At 62.2% G+C, this 14,966-nt stretch carries 13 protein-coding genes and 1 tRNA gene; 6 read left to right on the top strand and 8 right to left on the bottom strand.

Going from position 1 to position 14,966, the window contains the following annotated elements; genetic code table 11:
* Positions 1 to 3 precede the first annotated feature (3 nt).
* From AWT76_RS06570 to speA, 7 genes are all read right to left on the bottom strand, one after another.
* Positions 4 to 462, bottom strand: a complete 459-nt coding sequence (locus tag AWT76_RS06570; protein ID WP_072245639.1) for an arsenate-mycothiol transferase ArsC — start codon at positions 460 to 462, stop codon at positions 4 to 6.
* The gene (locus tag AWT76_RS06565; protein WP_072245638.1) at positions 463 to 942 is read right to left on the bottom strand and encodes a UPF0262 family protein; all 480 of its coding nucleotides are present in this window, start codon (positions 940 to 942) and stop codon (positions 463 to 465) included.
* 76 nt (positions 943 to 1,018) lie between these two features.
* Positions 1,019 to 3,436 carry a DNA topoisomerase (ATP-hydrolyzing) subunit B gene (gene gyrB, locus AWT76_RS06560; protein ID WP_072245637.1) on the bottom strand — a complete coding sequence of 806 codons (2,418 nt, stop codon included), beginning with the start codon at positions 3,434 to 3,436 and terminating at the stop codon, positions 1,019 to 1,021.
* A 167-nt stretch (positions 3,437 to 3,603) separates the two neighbouring features.
* Positions 3,604 to 4,458 carry an agmatinase family protein gene (locus AWT76_RS06555; protein ID WP_072245636.1) on the bottom strand — a complete coding sequence of 285 codons (855 nt, stop codon included), beginning with the start codon at positions 4,456 to 4,458 and terminating at the stop codon, positions 3,604 to 3,606.
* Positions 4,455 to 5,621 carry a carboxynorspermidine decarboxylase gene (locus AWT76_RS06550; protein WP_218055472.1) on the bottom strand — a complete coding sequence of 389 codons (1,167 nt, stop codon included), beginning with the start codon at positions 5,619 to 5,621 and terminating at the stop codon, positions 4,455 to 4,457. The genes AWT76_RS06555 and AWT76_RS06550 overlap by 4 nt, the downstream gene beginning before the upstream one ends.
* A complete protein-coding gene (locus tag AWT76_RS06545) occupies positions 5,621 to 6,844 on the bottom strand; it encodes a saccharopine dehydrogenase family protein (protein WP_072245635.1) in 1,224 nt (407 codons plus the stop codon). The genes AWT76_RS06550 and AWT76_RS06545 overlap by 1 nt, the downstream gene beginning before the upstream one ends.
* Complete coding sequence (gene speA, locus AWT76_RS06540; protein WP_072245634.1) at positions 6,837 to 8,744, bottom strand: biosynthetic arginine decarboxylase; 1,908 nt, start codon at positions 8,742 to 8,744, stop codon at positions 6,837 to 6,839. The genes AWT76_RS06545 and speA overlap by 8 nt, the downstream gene beginning before the upstream one ends.
* Before the next feature lie 110 nt (positions 8,745 to 8,854).
* On the opposite strand from speA, the gene AWT76_RS06535 reads away from it, so the two are divergent.
* From AWT76_RS06535 to AWT76_RS06510, 6 genes are all read left to right on the top strand, one after another.
* Positions 8,855 to 9,580: a TIM barrel protein gene (locus AWT76_RS06535; protein WP_072245633.1), complete on the top strand. Its 726-nt coding sequence runs from the start codon at positions 8,855 to 8,857 to the stop codon at positions 9,578 to 9,580.
* Positions 9,581 to 9,646: 66 nt separating this feature from the next.
* Positions 9,647 to 10,933: a homoserine dehydrogenase gene (locus AWT76_RS06530; protein WP_072245632.1), complete on the top strand. Its 1,287-nt coding sequence runs from the start codon at positions 9,647 to 9,649 to the stop codon at positions 10,931 to 10,933.
* A gap of 116 nt (positions 10,934 to 11,049) precedes the next feature.
* Positions 11,050 to 12,012: a class II fructose-bisphosphatase gene (gene glpX, locus AWT76_RS06525; protein WP_072245631.1), complete on the top strand. Its 963-nt coding sequence runs from the start codon at positions 11,050 to 11,052 to the stop codon at positions 12,010 to 12,012.
* A 49-nt stretch (positions 12,013 to 12,061) separates the two neighbouring features.
* On the top strand, positions 12,062 to 12,622 hold the full coding sequence (locus AWT76_RS06520; RefSeq protein ID WP_072245630.1) for a cysteine hydrolase family protein: 561 nt from the start codon (positions 12,062 to 12,064) through the stop codon (positions 12,620 to 12,622).
* Positions 12,619 to 14,382 (top strand): single-stranded-DNA-specific exonuclease RecJ, encoded by a 1,764-nt coding sequence (recJ, locus tag AWT76_RS06515; protein WP_072245629.1) that lies wholly within the window; start codon positions 12,619 to 12,621, stop codon positions 14,380 to 14,382. The genes AWT76_RS06520 and recJ overlap by 4 nt, the downstream gene beginning before the upstream one ends.
* An 89-nt stretch (positions 14,383 to 14,471) precedes the next feature.
* Positions 14,472 to 14,546 (top strand) — tRNA-Glu (locus AWT76_RS06510).
* Positions 14,547 to 14,854: 308 nt separating this feature from the next.
* Here AWT76_RS06510 and cydX read toward each other — a convergent pair.
* A complete protein-coding gene (gene cydX, locus AWT76_RS06505) occupies positions 14,855 to 14,965 on the bottom strand; it encodes a cytochrome bd-I oxidase subunit CydX (protein ID WP_072245628.1) in 111 nt (36 codons plus the stop codon).
* Position 14,966: the final 1 nt, after the last annotated feature.

Here is a 14,966-nt window from a genome sequence, read left to right as displayed (position 1 = left end):
GTATTACCCTTCGGATGGTGGCCCGAACCGGGCCAACAGGCGTTGCTTGATCTGGTCACGGGCCTGCCGGTAGGCCGCAAGTTTCGCCTCGCGCGACTCTCCCAGCCCGGACGGGTCCATGATTGGCCAGTATTCTACGTCGATATGCGCAAAGCGGGTCAGTTCTAGCGCCTGTCTTTGGCTTGCGGGCGACAAGGCGATAATCAGATCGAAGCCGCCAAGATCATCGCCCCAATCCATCATTTCTTCAAAGGACCGCGACCGGTGGCGCGACAGTTCCACCCCATCCTCGGCGCTGACGGTTATCGAAAACCCGTCAATCTCTCTGTCGGAATGCACGCCTGCGGATTGGACGTAGGCGCGCTGCCCATACAGCTTTTTCATGAACCCCTCGGCCATGGGCGAGCGCACGGAATTATGGTCGCAACAAAACAGCACGGAAGAGGGGAAGTCCGTGCCCATTCAACCCCCGAAATGCAACACGCAAACAAGTGTGAACAGGCGGCGGGCAGTGTCCTTGTCCAGCACGGCCTTGCCTTCTAGGCGTTCCTGCAAGATGCGCGCGCCCTCGTTATGAATGCCGCGCCGCGCCATGTCGATCGCTTCGATCTGGCTGGGCGGCATGTTTTTCACCGCCTCGAAATAGCTGCCGCAGATCTGGTAGTAATCCTTGACCACCTGCCGAAACGGGCCCAGCGACAGATGCATTTCACTGACCGAAGCGCCCGCTTCATCGCGCAGATCGATGACCAGACGGCGCTCGCGTATGGCCAATGTCATCTGGAAAGGGCCCGGCGGGGCATCTTGTCCATCGCGTGCCAAAAGGGCAAAGCTGTTATCTTCTAGCAGGTCGAACACGGCGACCTTGCGCTCTTGTTCTACCTCTGGCGTGGGCGTGGGCAGCCCGGTGTCGTCAATCTCGATCTTGCTGATGCGGCTCATGGTCACTCTGGTAAATCATCCTTACGCCAGAGTGTTGCCCCACGCGCCCAAGCAGCGCAAGGGGCTTTGCACCGCGTCAGGCGTCCAGATTTTCCACGTTCAGCGCGTTGCGCTGGATGAACTCGCGGCGGGGTTCCACCACATCGCCCATCAGCTTTGTGAAAAGATCGTCCGCTTCGGCCAGATCATCGACCTTCACCTGCAACAGCGTGCGTGCTTCGGGGTCCAGCGTGGTTTCCCATAGCTGGTCGGGGTTCATTTCGCCCAAGCCCTTGTAGCGTTGCAGCGTCAAGCCCTTCTCGCCCTCTGCCAGGATCGCGTTCAACAGGTCCACCGGGCCATAGATCGTCTGCTTGCGGTCACGGCGCACCAATTCGGCGGGTTGGCCGTAAACCTCTTGCAGGCTTTGGGTGTGGGTGGCCAGTCGCCGCGCCTCGCCCGAGCGCAGAACCTGCCCGTCCAGTCGGCGCACCTCTTCCACGCCGCGCAGCACGCGGGCCAGCCGCAAGCCGCCATCCTGTGTGGGGCGGCCTTCCCAACCGCGCTCATATTCGGCGGCGATAAGGTCCAGCCGGGCGGCCACGCTATCGGCCAGCGCTTGCGGTTGCGCGGCCAGCGCTTCGGCCAAAAGCGCGCCGGCAATCGTGGCCTGTTCCAGAATATGTTGCGGATAATGCGTTGGGAACGCTTCCAACGACCGGCCCACCGCGCGGGCTTCGGTCACGATGCGCGCCAAATCCTGACCGATGATTTCCTCGCCATTGGCCAGCCGCAGCACCGCCCCATCGACCCCCATGTCGATCAGGTAATTTTCCAAGGACGGTTTGTCCTTCAGATACACCTCTGACTTGCCGCGCGCGACCTTGTAGAGCGGCGGTTCGGCAATATAGAGATGCCCCGCCTCGATCAGTTGGGGCATTTGGCGGAAGAAGAAGGTCAACAACAGCGTGCGGATATGGGCGCCGTCCACGTCGGCATCTGTCATGATGACAATCTTGTGGTAGCGCAGTTTCGCAAGATCAAACTCATCCCGCCCAATGCCGGTGCCAAGAGCGGTAATCAGCGTGCCGATTTCCTGAGAGCCAAGCATCCGGTCAAACCGCGCGCGTTCCACGTTCAGGATTTTGCCGCGCAGCGGCAACACTGCCTGATTCTGCCGTGACCGGCCCTGCTTGGCGGACCCGCCCGCAGAATCCCCCTCGACAAGGAACAATTCCGATTTCGCCGGGTCACGCTCTTGGCAATCGGCCAGCTTGCCGGGCAGGCTGGCCACATCCATCGCGGTTTTGCGCCGGGTCAATTCGCGGGCCTTGCGGGCCGCTTCGCGCGCAAGGGCTGCTTCGACAATCTTGCTGACAATGCCCTTGGCGTAATTCGGATTCTCCTCGAACCACTCCGCCAGCTTTTCATTCACAAGGCTTTCCACCGCCGGGCGCACTTCGGAACTGACCAGCTTGTCCTTGGTCTGGCTGGAAAATTTCGGGTCAGGCACTTTTACAGACAGCACGCAGGTCAGCCCCTCGCGCGCGTCATCGCCGGTAAAGCTGACCTTCTCTTTCTTGGCGATCCCGCTCGATTGCGCATAGGCGTTGATCGTGCGGGTCAGCGCGCCACGAAAGCCCGCCATATGCGTGCCGCCATCGCGCTGCGGGATGTTGTTGGTAAAGGGCAGCACATTTTCATGGTAACTGTCATTCCACCACATCGCCACTTCCACGCCAATGCCGTCGCGCTCGCCGTTGATATAGATGGGCTCGGGCATGACGGCAGACTTGGACCGGTCCAGGTGCCGGACAAATTCGCGCACGCCGCCCTCGTAGAACAACTCTGTTTTCAGCGGCTCCGCGGGGCGGTGGTCTTCCAGAATAATCCGCACGCCGGAATTGAGGAACGCCAGTTCTCGCAACCGGTTTTCCAGCGTCTTGAAGCTATAATCCAAGTTCGAGAACGTGTCGGTCGAGGCCAGAAACCGCACCTCTGTCCCGGTTTTGCCGCCGCTCTCGCCCACCACTTCCAAGTGGCGCACCGTATCGCCACGCTCGAACCGGGCGACATGTTCCTTGCCCGCCCGCCAGATGCGCAGCTCCAGCCAGTCGGACAGGGCATTCACAACCGACACGCCCACACCGTGCAGACCGCCCGACACCTTGTAGCTGTTCTGGTCGAATTTCCCGCCCGCGTGCAACTGGGTCATGATGACCTCGGCGGCAGACACCCCCTCTTCGGCATGAATATCGGTCGGCACGCCGCGCCCGTTATCCATGACCGACACGGAACTGTCGGCATGAATGATAACACTCACGAAATCGGCATGACCGGCCAAAGCCTCGTCAATGCCGTTATCGACGACCTCGTACACCATGTGGTGCAGGCCGGACCCGTCATCTGTATCGCCGATATACATGCCGGGGCGTTTGCGAACCGCATCCAACCCCTTCAAAACCTTGATGGAATCGGCACCGTATTCGTCGATCTTCTGGGCTTCGGCAGACATGCACATTCATCCTTGGTTGACTGCCCCACTTATAGGCAGATCGCGCAGGATTGTCACGCGCATGACACAAGATTTAGCGGTTTATCCCCGCCTTTTGCCCATTCATCCTTGCCCAAATATCCTCGGGGGTGAATTGGCCGCAGGCCAAGAGGGGGCGCGAGCGCCCCCTACCCGCCTTGGGCAATCCCGATCAGCGCGTAGGTCAGTTGCGCGGCGGTAAAATCCCAGACATCCGCGCCCTCGATCGGGGCCAGTTCGACCACATCGATCCCCACGCAGCGCCGCCCCTTCAGGGCCGACCGCACCAGCGCCAGCGACTGGTAATAGCCCAAGCCACCGGGCACCGGCGTGCCGGTCGCGGGCATCAGCGGCGCGTCCAGCCCATCCACATCGAAGCTGATATAGATATCCTCGGGGAAATCATCAGGCAGCGTGACCTGCATGATCCCGCCGGTCACAAGCTCTTCAGCGTCAATATAGGTGATGCCCAATTCGTCACGCAGCGCGGCTTCGTCAGAGGACAGAGCGCGCACGCCATATTGCGCCAGCGCCATGCCCTCTTCCTCGACCAGTAGTTGCATGACCGATGCGTGGCTGTGCCGGAAACCCTGATAGGCGCGGCGCAGGTCGGCATGGGCGTCGATCTGCACAATGCCTACCCGGCGGCCCAGCGCGCGCGACACGCCCATCACAGCCCCCCATGTCAGGCTGTGTTCGCCGCCCAAAGTGACCGGAATTTGCCCGGCCCGCGCAATCCCTTCGGTGCGCGCGGCCAACGCTGCCAGCGCTTCTTCCAGCGGTTGGTCGCAGTCGATGGGTGGCGTGGTATAAATGCCCGCCGTGCAAGGTTCCATCCCGCGCCACAGCCGTTCCAACTGGTCCGACGCGTCAATCAGCGCGGCAGGGCCATGCGCTGTGCCAGACCCGTAAGACACGGTCTTTTCCAGCGGCATGGGCACGATCTGAAACCGCGCCTCTGGCTGGCGCTCAGACATGGTCAGTTCAGAGTTCAGGAAGATCATGACAGGCGGCCCTTGAAATCGCTGTAGTCAAACTGGCGGATCACGCGCAGCGCGCCCGAGTCGCTGTTCCATACGGCCAAGGCAGGCAGGCGCACACCGTTGAAGGTGGTGGTTTTCACCATCGAATAATGCGCTTGATCCAGAAACGCGACGCGGCTGCCAATATCCGGCACGCCGCCGAAATCATAGCGCCCGATCACGTCGCCCGCCAAGCAGCTAGGCCCACCCAAGCGCACCGGCACCGCGCCCCCTTCGCCCAGCAGCGCGGGGCGATAGGGTGCCTCGATCACATCGGGCATGTGACAGGTGGCGGATATGTCTAGGATCGCATTCGCGCCGTCATTTTCGACAACGTCCAGCACCTCGCCCACCAGAATGCCTGCATCCAGCGCCACGGCTTCGCCCGGTTCAAGATAGCAATGCAGGCCGGTTTCTTCGCGCACGCGGATCAGGAAATCGACCAGCCCGTCGCGGTCGTAATCCGCGCGGGTAATGTGATGGCCGCCGCCGAAATTGATCCATTTGAGATGCGGGGCCAGTTCAAGGATGCGCGGCGCGATATGCTCCCAGATCGCCAGCAGCGGCGACAGGTCTTGCTCGCACAAAGTGTGCATGTGCAGGCCATCTACGCCGCCCAGCGCGGCCGCGTCGATCTGCTCCAACGGCGTGCCAAGGCGAGAGCCGGGGGCGGCGGGGTCATATTTCGCGTCATCCCCCAAGGGCAGGCCGGGGTTGAAGCGCAGGCCGACATGGATCGCGCGCCCCGACGCTTGCAGCACCGGCAGAAAGCGGTCCTTGGCGGCGGGTGTGTTGAAGATGATATGGTCCGAGAGCGCAGCAATCTCTGCCATCTCATCAGGTTTGTAGCCCGCCGAGAACGTCTCGACAATGCCGCCGTAATGCTCGCGCCCGAGCCGTGCTTCCCACAGGCCAGACGCGCAGACGCCCGACAGGTAGCGGCTGACCAAGGGGGCAAGTTCCCACATGGAAAAGGCTTTTAGCGCACAGAGCACGGTCGCGCCGGAACGCGTTTGCACATCGGCCAACACGCGCAAATTCGCTTCCACCCGTACCTCATCAACCACGAAGCAGGGCGACGGCACGCGGTGCAGGTCGAACCGGGCAAAGGCGCCCGGATCGCCCGCGAAGGTCTGCATTGCCATCAGAAATCAGCCGGGGCCGACAGTTCCGTCAGCGTCCATGGCAGGCCGTGTTCGTTCAGCATGTCCATGAACGCGTCCGGGTCAAGCTGTTCGGTGTTAAACACGCCCGCGCCCGACCAAGTGCCGTTCAGCATAAGCGCCGCGCCGATAAAGGCAGGCACGCCGGTCGTGTAGCTGACGGCTTGCGACCCGACCTCGCGGTAGCATTCCTCATGGTCGCAGATATTCTTGATGTAGAACGTCTTTTCGCCCGAGCCGTCTTGCGCGGGGCCAGTGATGATATCGCCGATATTGGTCTTGCCCTTGGTGCGTTCGCCCAGATCGCCGGGGTTTGGCAGCACAGCCTTCAGGAATTGCAGCGGAATGATCTTGTGGCCCTCATAATCCACAGGTTCGATCCCCGTCATGCCCACATTCTGCAACACGGTGACATGGTTGATGTAAGCATCGCCAAAGGTCATCCAGAAGCGCGCGCGTTCGATCTCGGGGAAATGTGTCACAAGGCTTTCAAGCTCTTCGTGATACATCAGATACATGTTCTTCGGGCCAACCGCCTCGAAGTCGAATTCAACCTTGGTGGACATGGCGGGGCTTGTGACCCAGCCGCCATTTTCCCAATGCTTCACTTCGGCGGTCACTTCGCGGATGTTGATCTCCGGGTTGAAATTGGTGGCAAAGGGGTGGCCATGGTCGCCGCCATTGCAATCCAGAATGTCGATCAGGCGAATGCCCGACAGGTGGTGCTTGCGCACATAGGCCGCGAAAATGCTGGTTACACCGGGGTCGAACCCCACGCCCAAAGTGGCCATTAGCCCCGCCGCTACGAACTGATCATGCAGTTTCCACTGGTGGGAATATTCGAACTTCGCCTCTTCGGGCGGTTCATAATTTGCCGTGTCCAGATAGTGCACGCCGGTGCGCAGGCAGGCCGCCATCAGGTCCAGATCCTGATAGGGCAGCGCCAGATTGACCAGAAGCGCGGGCTTGACGGCTTCGATCAGCGCGACGGTCTGATCGACATCATTTGCGTCTACCTCGTAGGTTTCAATCTCAACCCCGGTGCGCGATTTCACCTCTGCCGCAATCGCCTCGCATTTGGCCAGCGTGCGACTGGCCACGCAGATGCGGCCCGGAAACAGGTCCGGGTTCATCGCCATCTTGTGCAGCGTGACCGAAGCCACGCCGCCCGCGCCAATGACCAGAACGTCCTTGTTGTCAGCCATGGGTATGTTCCTCATGTTCGTAATAGGTGTAGCCATTCATCGCGTGGCGATAGGTTTCCATCAGCATCCGCCGTTGCGCCGGGTTCAGCGTGCCATCCTGCACGCCGCGTTCCACGATGCGCTTGAACGCGTCCAAGCATTGGCGGGGTTCATATTCGACATAGGCCATCACTTCGGACACGGTATCGCCTTCGACCTCATGCTGCAATTCCAGCACGCCGTCTTCGTTGAAATCCACCGTCACGATATTGGTATCGCCGAACAGATTGTGCAGATCGCCCAAGGTTTCCTGATAGGCCCCGACAAGGAAGATGCCGATGAAATAGCGCTCGCCCTCGGTCAGTTCATGGATGGGCAGCGCATTGCCAATGCCGTTGCCCAACACGAATTGGTCGATCTTGCCGTCGCTGTCGCAGGTGATGTCGGACAACACCGCCCGGCGCAGCGGCTTTTCGTTCAGGCGCTGCAAGGGCGCGATGGGCACCAACTGGTCAATCGCCCAGACATCTGGCAGCGACTGGAACAGGCTGAAATTCGCGCGGTAGATGTCACGATGGGCGGACAGAGCCTCTAGCACCTCTTGCGGCACGTCAGCGGGGTGCTGTTGCACCACATCCTTGATACGCCCCACGATATACAGGAAAATCTGTTCGGCGCGCGCGACTTCTTCAATGCCGATCACGCCGCGGCGGAACAGGGCGCGCAATTCCTCGCGGTAGTATTCGGCGTCGTTCAGACATTCCTGCACCCGGCGCGGGGTCAGATAGCCGGAAATTGCCGCCATGTCCGACAGCATGTGATGGTCATCATCTTCGGGCGTCAGCGGGGCTGCGCGGTCGAAATAGCTGGCTTCCAGAATGTCCGACAGCAGCATCGACGAATAGGCAACAATCGCGCGGCCCGATTCGGTAACCAGCGTGGGATGGGGCACTTCGGCCTCGTCCATCTGATATTTCACGGTTTCGACCACGTTGGTGCAATATTCTTCCATGGTGTAGTTCATGGAGTTGTCATTGGCCCGCGCCTCGCCGGTGTAGTCAATACCAAGCCCACCGCCCAGGTCCAGGTATTCCAGCGGCACGCCAAGGCGGCGCAATTCGGTGTAAAAGCGGCAAGCCTCATCCACGGCTTGGCGAATATCCATGATCTGTGGCACTTGGCTGCCCAGATGCGCGTGTTGCAAAACAAGGCAATCCAGCATGTCAGCGGCGCGCAGCTTGTCGACCAGATCGACCACTTCCTTGGTCGTCAGCCCAAAGGTCGAGCGGTCGCCGGAACTGTCGGCCCAATTGCCGGTCACACGCCGCGTCAGCTTTATCCGCACGCCCAGCGCAGGCTTTTCGCCCAAACGCTTGGCTTCGGCGATGACGGTATCAGCCTCACCCGGTGATTCGATGACCAGAACGCAGTTTATGCCGGCCTTGCGCGCCAGAATGCCAAGGCGGATGAATTCGGCATCCTTGATCCCATTGCAGATCAGCAAAGCACCTTTCGGCAGATCGCGCGACAGCGCCAGAATCAGTTCCGGCTTTGACCCCGCTTCCAGCCCGAATTGAAACGGGCGGCCATAATCCACGATCCGGTCAATCACCTCTGCCTGCTGGTTCACCTTGATCGGGAACACCCCACGATAGCTGCCCTGATAGCCGCTGGTCGCAATGGCGCTGGCAAATGCTTGGTTCAGGTGTTCCAACTGGCGGCGCAGAAAGGCACCCACGCGCACCAAAACCGGGGTATGCACACCGCGTTCATGCAGCTTGTGCAGCAGGTCAGGCAGGCTGGCAGGCGTGTCATTGGGGCGTTCGGGATTCACCAACCCCAGATCGCCGTTTTCCATCCGGGCGAACATACCCGCACCCCAGCGATGAATACCGTATTCCTGAAAGACGCGATCTGGCATGAACCCTCCCCTTCTTGCGTGGTGGGATAACGTGAAGCGCCCGCATAAGAAATCCATGTGACAAAGGCAAGAAATTCCGCGAGTTTCGTGACGTTCATACGCGGGGAAACATGCTGATTTCGGCCAATCTGGGTTTTTTGTTCACCGATCTGCCCTTGCCGGACCGGGCCCGCGCGGCGCGTGATGCGGGCTTTGACGTGGTCGAATTTCACGACCTGCCAGAGGGGACCGATCTGGCGGCCCTGCGCGCAAGCTTGGGGTATATGCCGGTCATGGGGCTGAACACCTTCATGGGGCCGGGGATGGGCCGCGCGGCAGTGTCCCGGGGCGGGTTCGCACGCGATTTCGCGGTCGCCGCACAGGCTGCCGCGGCGCTGGGCGCGCGGGCCATTCATGTCGTCGCTGGTATGGGCGGGGATAGCGCCACCTATCTGCACAATCTGGACCATGCTTTGGCCCGCACCCCCTGCCCTATCGTGATAGAGCCGATCAGCGCGCCGGGGTATTTTCTGTCGGGCGTTGCGCAAGCCAAGGCGGTGCTGGACCATTTCAACAGCCCGAATCTGCGGATCATGGCCGATTGGTTTCACCTGCGCGCTTGGCATTCCGAGGACGAAGCCCAGCAGATTCTGACCCGGCTTTGGCCACATATCGGCCATGTCCAGCTTGCCCGCGCGGGCGACCGTGGCGCGCCCTGCCCTATGCTAGATGCCGAAATCGCGCGGCTGATGGGGCATTTGCGCGGCCTGCGCTGCGCGGCAATCGGGCTGGAATACCGCCCCGATCTGCCGCCGACGCGCGGATATGGCGACATAATCGCCGCCCTTCGCGCCTGAGCGCGTTGCAAGCCTTGGCGCAAGCCGCTAACAGGCGCGAGACCATCCCAGAACGGAGCGCCCGACATGACCCATCCCTTGCGCCTTGGAATTGCCGGGCTTGGCACGGTCGGCACAGGACTTGTGAAGCTGGTGCAAACCAACGCCGCGCTGATCGAAGCGCGCGTGGGGCGGCCCATTGAAATAAGCGCTGTCAGCGCGCGGTCGCGGTCGCGCAATCGCGGTGTCGATATTTCGGGCTACGCGTGGGAAGATGACCCGGTGGCCTTGGCCCGGCGCGACGATGTCGATGTTGTGGTCGAATTGATGGGCGGCGAAAACGGCCCCGCCAAGGCGCTGACCGAAGCGGCCATCGCCGCTGGCAAGGATGTTGTCAGCGCCAACAAGGCGCTGTTGGCACTACATGGCCAAGCGCTGGCCGAAGCCGCCGAAGCACGCGGCGTCGCGCTGCGCTTCGAGGCGGCGGTGGCAGGCGGCATCCCGGTCATCAAATCGCTGATGGAAGGGCTGGCGGGCAACCGGATCACCCGCATCAAGGGCGTGATGAACGGCACCTGCAACTATATCCTGACCCGGATGGAAGATGCGGGCCTGCCCTATGACACCGTGTTCGAAGAAGCCAACCAGCTTGGCTATCTGGAAGCAGATCCGACGTTGGATGTGGGCGGCATTGATGCCGCGCATAAGCTGGCGCTGCTTGCGGCCATCGGCTTTGGTGTGCAGCCCAATTTCGATGCCATCGAACTGGGCGGGATCGAGAAAATTTCGATCGAGGATATTCGCGCCGCCGCCGATATGGGCCTGCGCATCAAGCTGCTGGGCGTGGCGCAGATGACCGGGCGCGGGCTAGAGCAGTCGATGACGCCTTGCCTTGTGCCCGCCGACAGCCCGCTGGGGCAGTTGAAGGGCGGCACCAATATGGTCGTGATCGAAGGTGACGCGGTCGAACAGGTGGTGCTGCGCGGCCCCGGCGCGGGCGAAGGGCCGACCGCCAGCGCGGTCATGGGCGATGTGATTGACATTGCGCGCGGGCTGCGCCTGCCGGTCTTTGGCCAACCCGCAACGACGCTGGCGCAACCCATCGCCGCGCGCGCCACGGCGTCGAAACCCTTCTACCTGCGCATGACGCTGATGGACAAACCCGGCGCGCTGGCCAAGGTGGCCGAAGCGCTTGGGCTGGCCGGCGTATCCATCAACCGGATGCGCCAGCAAGGCCATGCCGATACCCGCGCACCGGTGCTGGTGATTACCCACAAGACCACGCGCGACGCGATTGAGCACGCGGTGGCCCTGTCGCTGAAAACCGGCGTGGTGGTGGGCGACCCGGTGGCCTTGGCCATTGAAGAGGACTGAGCCCCATATGTCGCAGCGCCCATTCTGTTAGCGCCCCCATATACACAAGCCCTTGTGGCAGCCCCAGCAAGGTCGCTACACAATCGGCAACCAATTCTTGCCAAGGACCTACCATTATGACAACGCCGACCGAATTCCACGACCGAATGCTGTCACTGGGCCTTGCCCGTGTGTCTGAAGCCGCCGCTCTTGCTTCTGCCAAGCTGGTGGGGCGCGGCGATGAAAAGGCCGCCGACCAAGCAGCGGTCGATGCCATGCGCAGGCAGCTGAACATGCTGGAGATCAGGGGCCGTGTGGTCATCGGCGAAGGCGAGCGTGACGAAGCGCCCATGCTTTATATCGGCGAAGAGGTCGGAACCGGCACCGGGCCAGAGGTGGACATCGCGCTGGACCCGCTGGAAGGTACCACGCTGACCGCCAAGGATTTCCCCAACGCGCTGACCGTGATCGCCATGGCCCCGCGCGGGTCGATGCTGCACGCCCCGGATGTGTATATGGACAAGCTGGCGATTGGCCCCGGCTTTGCCCCCGATACGGTCACGATGGACATGTCGCCATCCGAGCGCGTGCGCGCGCTGGCCAAGGCCAAGGGCTGTGATCCGTCCGACATAACCGTTTGCGTGCTGGAACGCCCCCGGCACGAGGATATGATCGCCGATATCCGTTCGACCGGGGCGGCGATCCGGCTTATCATGGATGGCGACGTGGCCGGGGTTATCCATTGCGCGGAAAGCGCGATGACGGGAATTGACATGTATATGGGCTCTGGCGGCGCGCCCGAAGGCGTGCTGGCGGCCTCTGCGCTGAAATGCATGGGCGGGCAGATTTACGGCAAGCTGTTGTTCCGCAACGAAGATGAAATCGCCCGCGCCCGCCGCGCCGGGATCGAAGACCTAGACAAGATCTATACCCGTGACGAGATGGTGACCGGCGACGTGATTTTTGCCGCAACCGGTGTCACCGACGGGTCCATCGTGCAGGGCATTCGCACCGAACCGGGCTGGGTGACGACCGAAACGCTGCTGATGCGGTCGAAAACCGGATCGCTGCGCCGGATGACCTACCGCTCGCCGCTGTAACGCGTGGCTGGGGGCGCGGCCCCCACCAGCCCGGAAGATTTGAGGCAAGATGAAGACCGATGCCGCGCTTTTATTGATCGACTTTCAGACCGGGTTCAAAAGCCCGGTCTGGGGCGCGCGCAACAATCCCGATGCCGAAGCGCAGGCCCTGCGGTTGCTATCGGCATGGCGCGCGGCGATGGCCCCTCTCGTGCATATCCGCCATCTAAGCACGGCAGATGGCAGCCCGCTGACCGGCGCAGGCGCGGAATGGATGCCGGAACTGGCCCCGCGCGGCGCAGAAGCGCGCTTCGAGAAATCGGTCAATTCCGCGTTTATCGGCACCGGACTGGAGCAGTGGCTGCGCGACCGTGGCATAGCGCGGCTGGTCATCGCCGGATTGACCACACCGCATTGCGTTTCGACCAGCTGCCGGATGGGGGCCAATCTGGGCTTTCAGGTGACGCTTGCCCACGATGCCTGCGCCGCATTCACGGCCAATGCCGATAGCAGTTGGACCGCAACGCCCGGCGCGTCCTTGCCCCCCGAAGCCATCCATCACGCAGCGGTCAGCCATCTGCATGGCGAATTCGTCACGGCGCGCGCGGTCGACGATATCCTGACCGCATGACAGGGGCGCGCGCGTATCTGGGTGTCACGTGTTCTGCCCTTGGGCGGCGCTGGGTTGGCCCAGATGCAACGCACGACCGCTTGGCAGAGGCGATCTGGCAAGCCACAAGCCTGCCGCCCGCCGTTTGCGCGGTTCTGGCCCGCGCAGAGGTCGCGCCTGAACAGGCTGCGGATTACCTTGCCCCGTCGCTACGCGCGCTTTTGCCAGACCCACGCAGCCTGAAAGATATGGAGCGCGCCGCCGCCCGGATCTTGCAGGCCGCAACCACACGCGAACGGATTGCGATCTTCGCCGATTACGACGTGGACGGCGCTTGTTCCGCCGCGCTGCTGCTGGATTGGCTGGGCGCCATGGGTGTGCGCGCCACGCTCTATGTGCCCGACCGCCTGACCGAAGGCTATGGGCCAAACGCCCCCGCCATGACCAAGCTGGCCGCCGGGCATGATCTGATTGTCTGCGTCGATTGCGGCACCATGGCGCATGACGCGCTGGCCGCCGCCAAAGGCACCGATGTGGTGGTGCTGGATCATCACTTGGGCGCGGAAACCCTGCCGCCCGCTTTGGCCGTGGTCAACCCCAACCGGCAGGATGAGGATGGCGATCTGGGCCATCTATGCGCGGCAGGCGTGGTGTTCCTGCTGCTGGTCGAGGCCAACCGCCAAGGCCGCGCGCAAGGGCTGCAAGGCCCCGACCTGATGGCGCTGCTGGATCTTGTGGCGCTGGCAACCGTGGCCGATGTCGCACCGCTTCTGGGCGTGAACCGCGCCTTCGTGCGGCAAGGGCTGAAGATCATGGCAGGGCGCAATCGGCCCGGCCTGCGCACCCTGTCCGATATCGCGCGGCTGGACAGCGCGCCGCGCGCCTACCATCTGGGCTATGTGATCGGGCCGCGCATCAATGCCGGGGGGCGGATCGGGGCCGCAGATATGGGCGCGCGCCTGCTGGCCACGCGCGACACCGCCGAGGCAGAGGCCCTTGCCGCCCGGCTGGACCTGCTGAACACCGAGCGCCGCGAGATTGAAGCCGCCGTACGCGCCAGTGCCCTTGCACAAGCCGAGGCGCGCGGCACCGACAGCCCGCTTGCTTGGGCCGCAGATGATGGCTGGCATCCGGGCGTGATCGGCATTGCCGCCGCGCGCCTGAAAGAAGCCACCAACCGCCCTTCGGTCGTGATCGCGCTGGACGGCGAGATCGGCAAGGGATCGGGCCGCTCTGTGCCGGGTATAGACCTTGGCGCGGCCATTCACCGTTTGGTGCGCGAAGGGCTGCTGATCGGCGGCGGTGGGCACAAGATGGCAGCCGGTCTGACCGTAGCCCGCGACGGGCTGGAAGCCGCGATGCAGCGCCTAGGCGATCTGCTGGCCCAACAGGGCGCTGGCGCCCAAGGGCCACGCAGTCTGCGGTTGGATGGCACGCTTATGCCCGGCGCGATTACCCCCGAACTGATTGCACAGCTTGACGCGGCCGGCCCTTTCGGGGCCAGCGCCCCTGCCCCACGCTTTGCCCTTGCTGATATGCGGATAGAGGATATCCGCCGCATGGGCGACACGCATCTGCGCTTTCGCTGCAACGGCGGCGATGGCAACCGCTTGGACGTGATCTGCTTCGGGGCCTTCGACAGCGATCTGGGACCGATGATTGCGGCCCATCAAGGGCGCAGATTGCATCTTGCCGGGCAGATCGAAATCAATTTCTGGGGCGGCCGCCAGACCCCGCAACTGCGATTGGACGACGCGGCGATACCGCATGACACGGCGTGAAAAAATTCCTGTCACAAACCATCATTTTTCACGCAATACCCTCTTGCGCAGCCCAAACGCTTTGACTAAACACCGCCTCACCACAGAGTGGCCCGTTCGTCTATCGGTTAGGACGCCAGGTTTTCAACCTGGAAAGAGGGGTTCGATTCCCCTACGGGCTGCCACTTTTTCCCATTAACAACGAAATATCAAACCCTTATGGGTGGTGTTTGTGTCGTCTTTGGGGATGACAGGAAAACCGTCGTGGTTCAGGCCGTTTTCATTGGATGGTTGGCGCTGGTTGACGATCTATCAGGCTAATCGTGCGCACCTTGCTTGGGCCCGATCTTGAACTATCGGATTACCCGCCATTTTTTGGGCGTGGTGGCCCTCCCTGACTTGTAAAGGCAAAACGCGCGCTGTCCTTCGGCTACTTGGCATCAGTGCCACAACGAGAAAACCCCGCCCCTAGTGGGACGGGGCGCTGCCGGTGTCATGTGTCATCCGTCAGTTTCTTGTCTTCGCGCATCTCGAACCACATAGCGTTCAGGACGGCGAACATAGCGGCCAAGGGCAGGCCCAGTATCCATGCGAAATACCACATT

Origin of the sequence: Roseibaca calidilacus (assembly GCF_001517585.1) — a bacterium.
Classification (GTDB): Bacteria; Pseudomonadota; Alphaproteobacteria; order Rhodobacterales; family Rhodobacteraceae; genus Roseinatronobacter; species Roseinatronobacter calidilacus.
The sequence above is the reverse complement of the archived record's forward strand: the minus strand, read 5'-3'. Positions and strand labels throughout refer to the sequence as shown.

Excerpts from the sequence above, each read along its gene's own strand:
- AWT76_RS06570 (WP_072245639.1), bottom strand. The coding sequence starts at position 462 with ATGGGCACGGACTTCCCCTCTTCCGTGCTGTTTTGTTGCGACCATAAT.
- AWT76_RS06565 (WP_072245638.1), bottom strand. The coding sequence starts at position 942 with ATGAGCCGCATCAGCAAGATCGAGATTGACGACACCGGGCTGCCCACG.
- gyrB (WP_072245637.1), bottom strand. The coding sequence starts at position 3,436 with ATGTCTGCCGAAGCCCAGAAGATCGACGAATACGGTGCCGATTCCATC.
- AWT76_RS06555 (WP_072245636.1), bottom strand. The coding sequence starts at position 4,458 with ATGATCTTCCTGAACTCTGAACTGACCATGTCTGAGCGCCAGCCAGAG.
- AWT76_RS06550 (WP_218055472.1), bottom strand. The coding sequence starts at position 5,621 with ATGGCAATGCAGACCTTCGCGGGCGATCCGGGCGCCTTTGCCCGGTTC.
- AWT76_RS06545 (WP_072245635.1), bottom strand. The coding sequence starts at position 6,844 with ATGGCTGACAACAAGGACGTTCTGGTCATTGGCGCGGGCGGCGTGGCT.
- speA (WP_072245634.1), bottom strand. The coding sequence starts at position 8,744 with ATGCCAGATCGCGTCTTTCAGGAATACGGTATTCATCGCTGGGGTGCG.
- AWT76_RS06535 (WP_072245633.1), top strand. The coding sequence starts at position 8,855 with ATGCTGATTTCGGCCAATCTGGGTTTTTTGTTCACCGATCTGCCCTTG.
- AWT76_RS06530 (WP_072245632.1), top strand. The coding sequence starts at position 9,647 with ATGACCCATCCCTTGCGCCTTGGAATTGCCGGGCTTGGCACGGTCGGC.
- glpX (WP_072245631.1), top strand. The coding sequence starts at position 11,050 with ATGACAACGCCGACCGAATTCCACGACCGAATGCTGTCACTGGGCCTT.
- AWT76_RS06520 (WP_072245630.1), top strand. The coding sequence starts at position 12,062 with ATGAAGACCGATGCCGCGCTTTTATTGATCGACTTTCAGACCGGGTTC.
- recJ (WP_072245629.1), top strand. The coding sequence starts at position 12,619 with ATGACAGGGGCGCGCGCGTATCTGGGTGTCACGTGTTCTGCCCTTGGG.
- cydX (WP_072245628.1), bottom strand. The coding sequence starts at position 14,965 with ATGTGGTATTTCGCATGGATACTGGGCCTGCCCTTGGCCGCTATGTTC.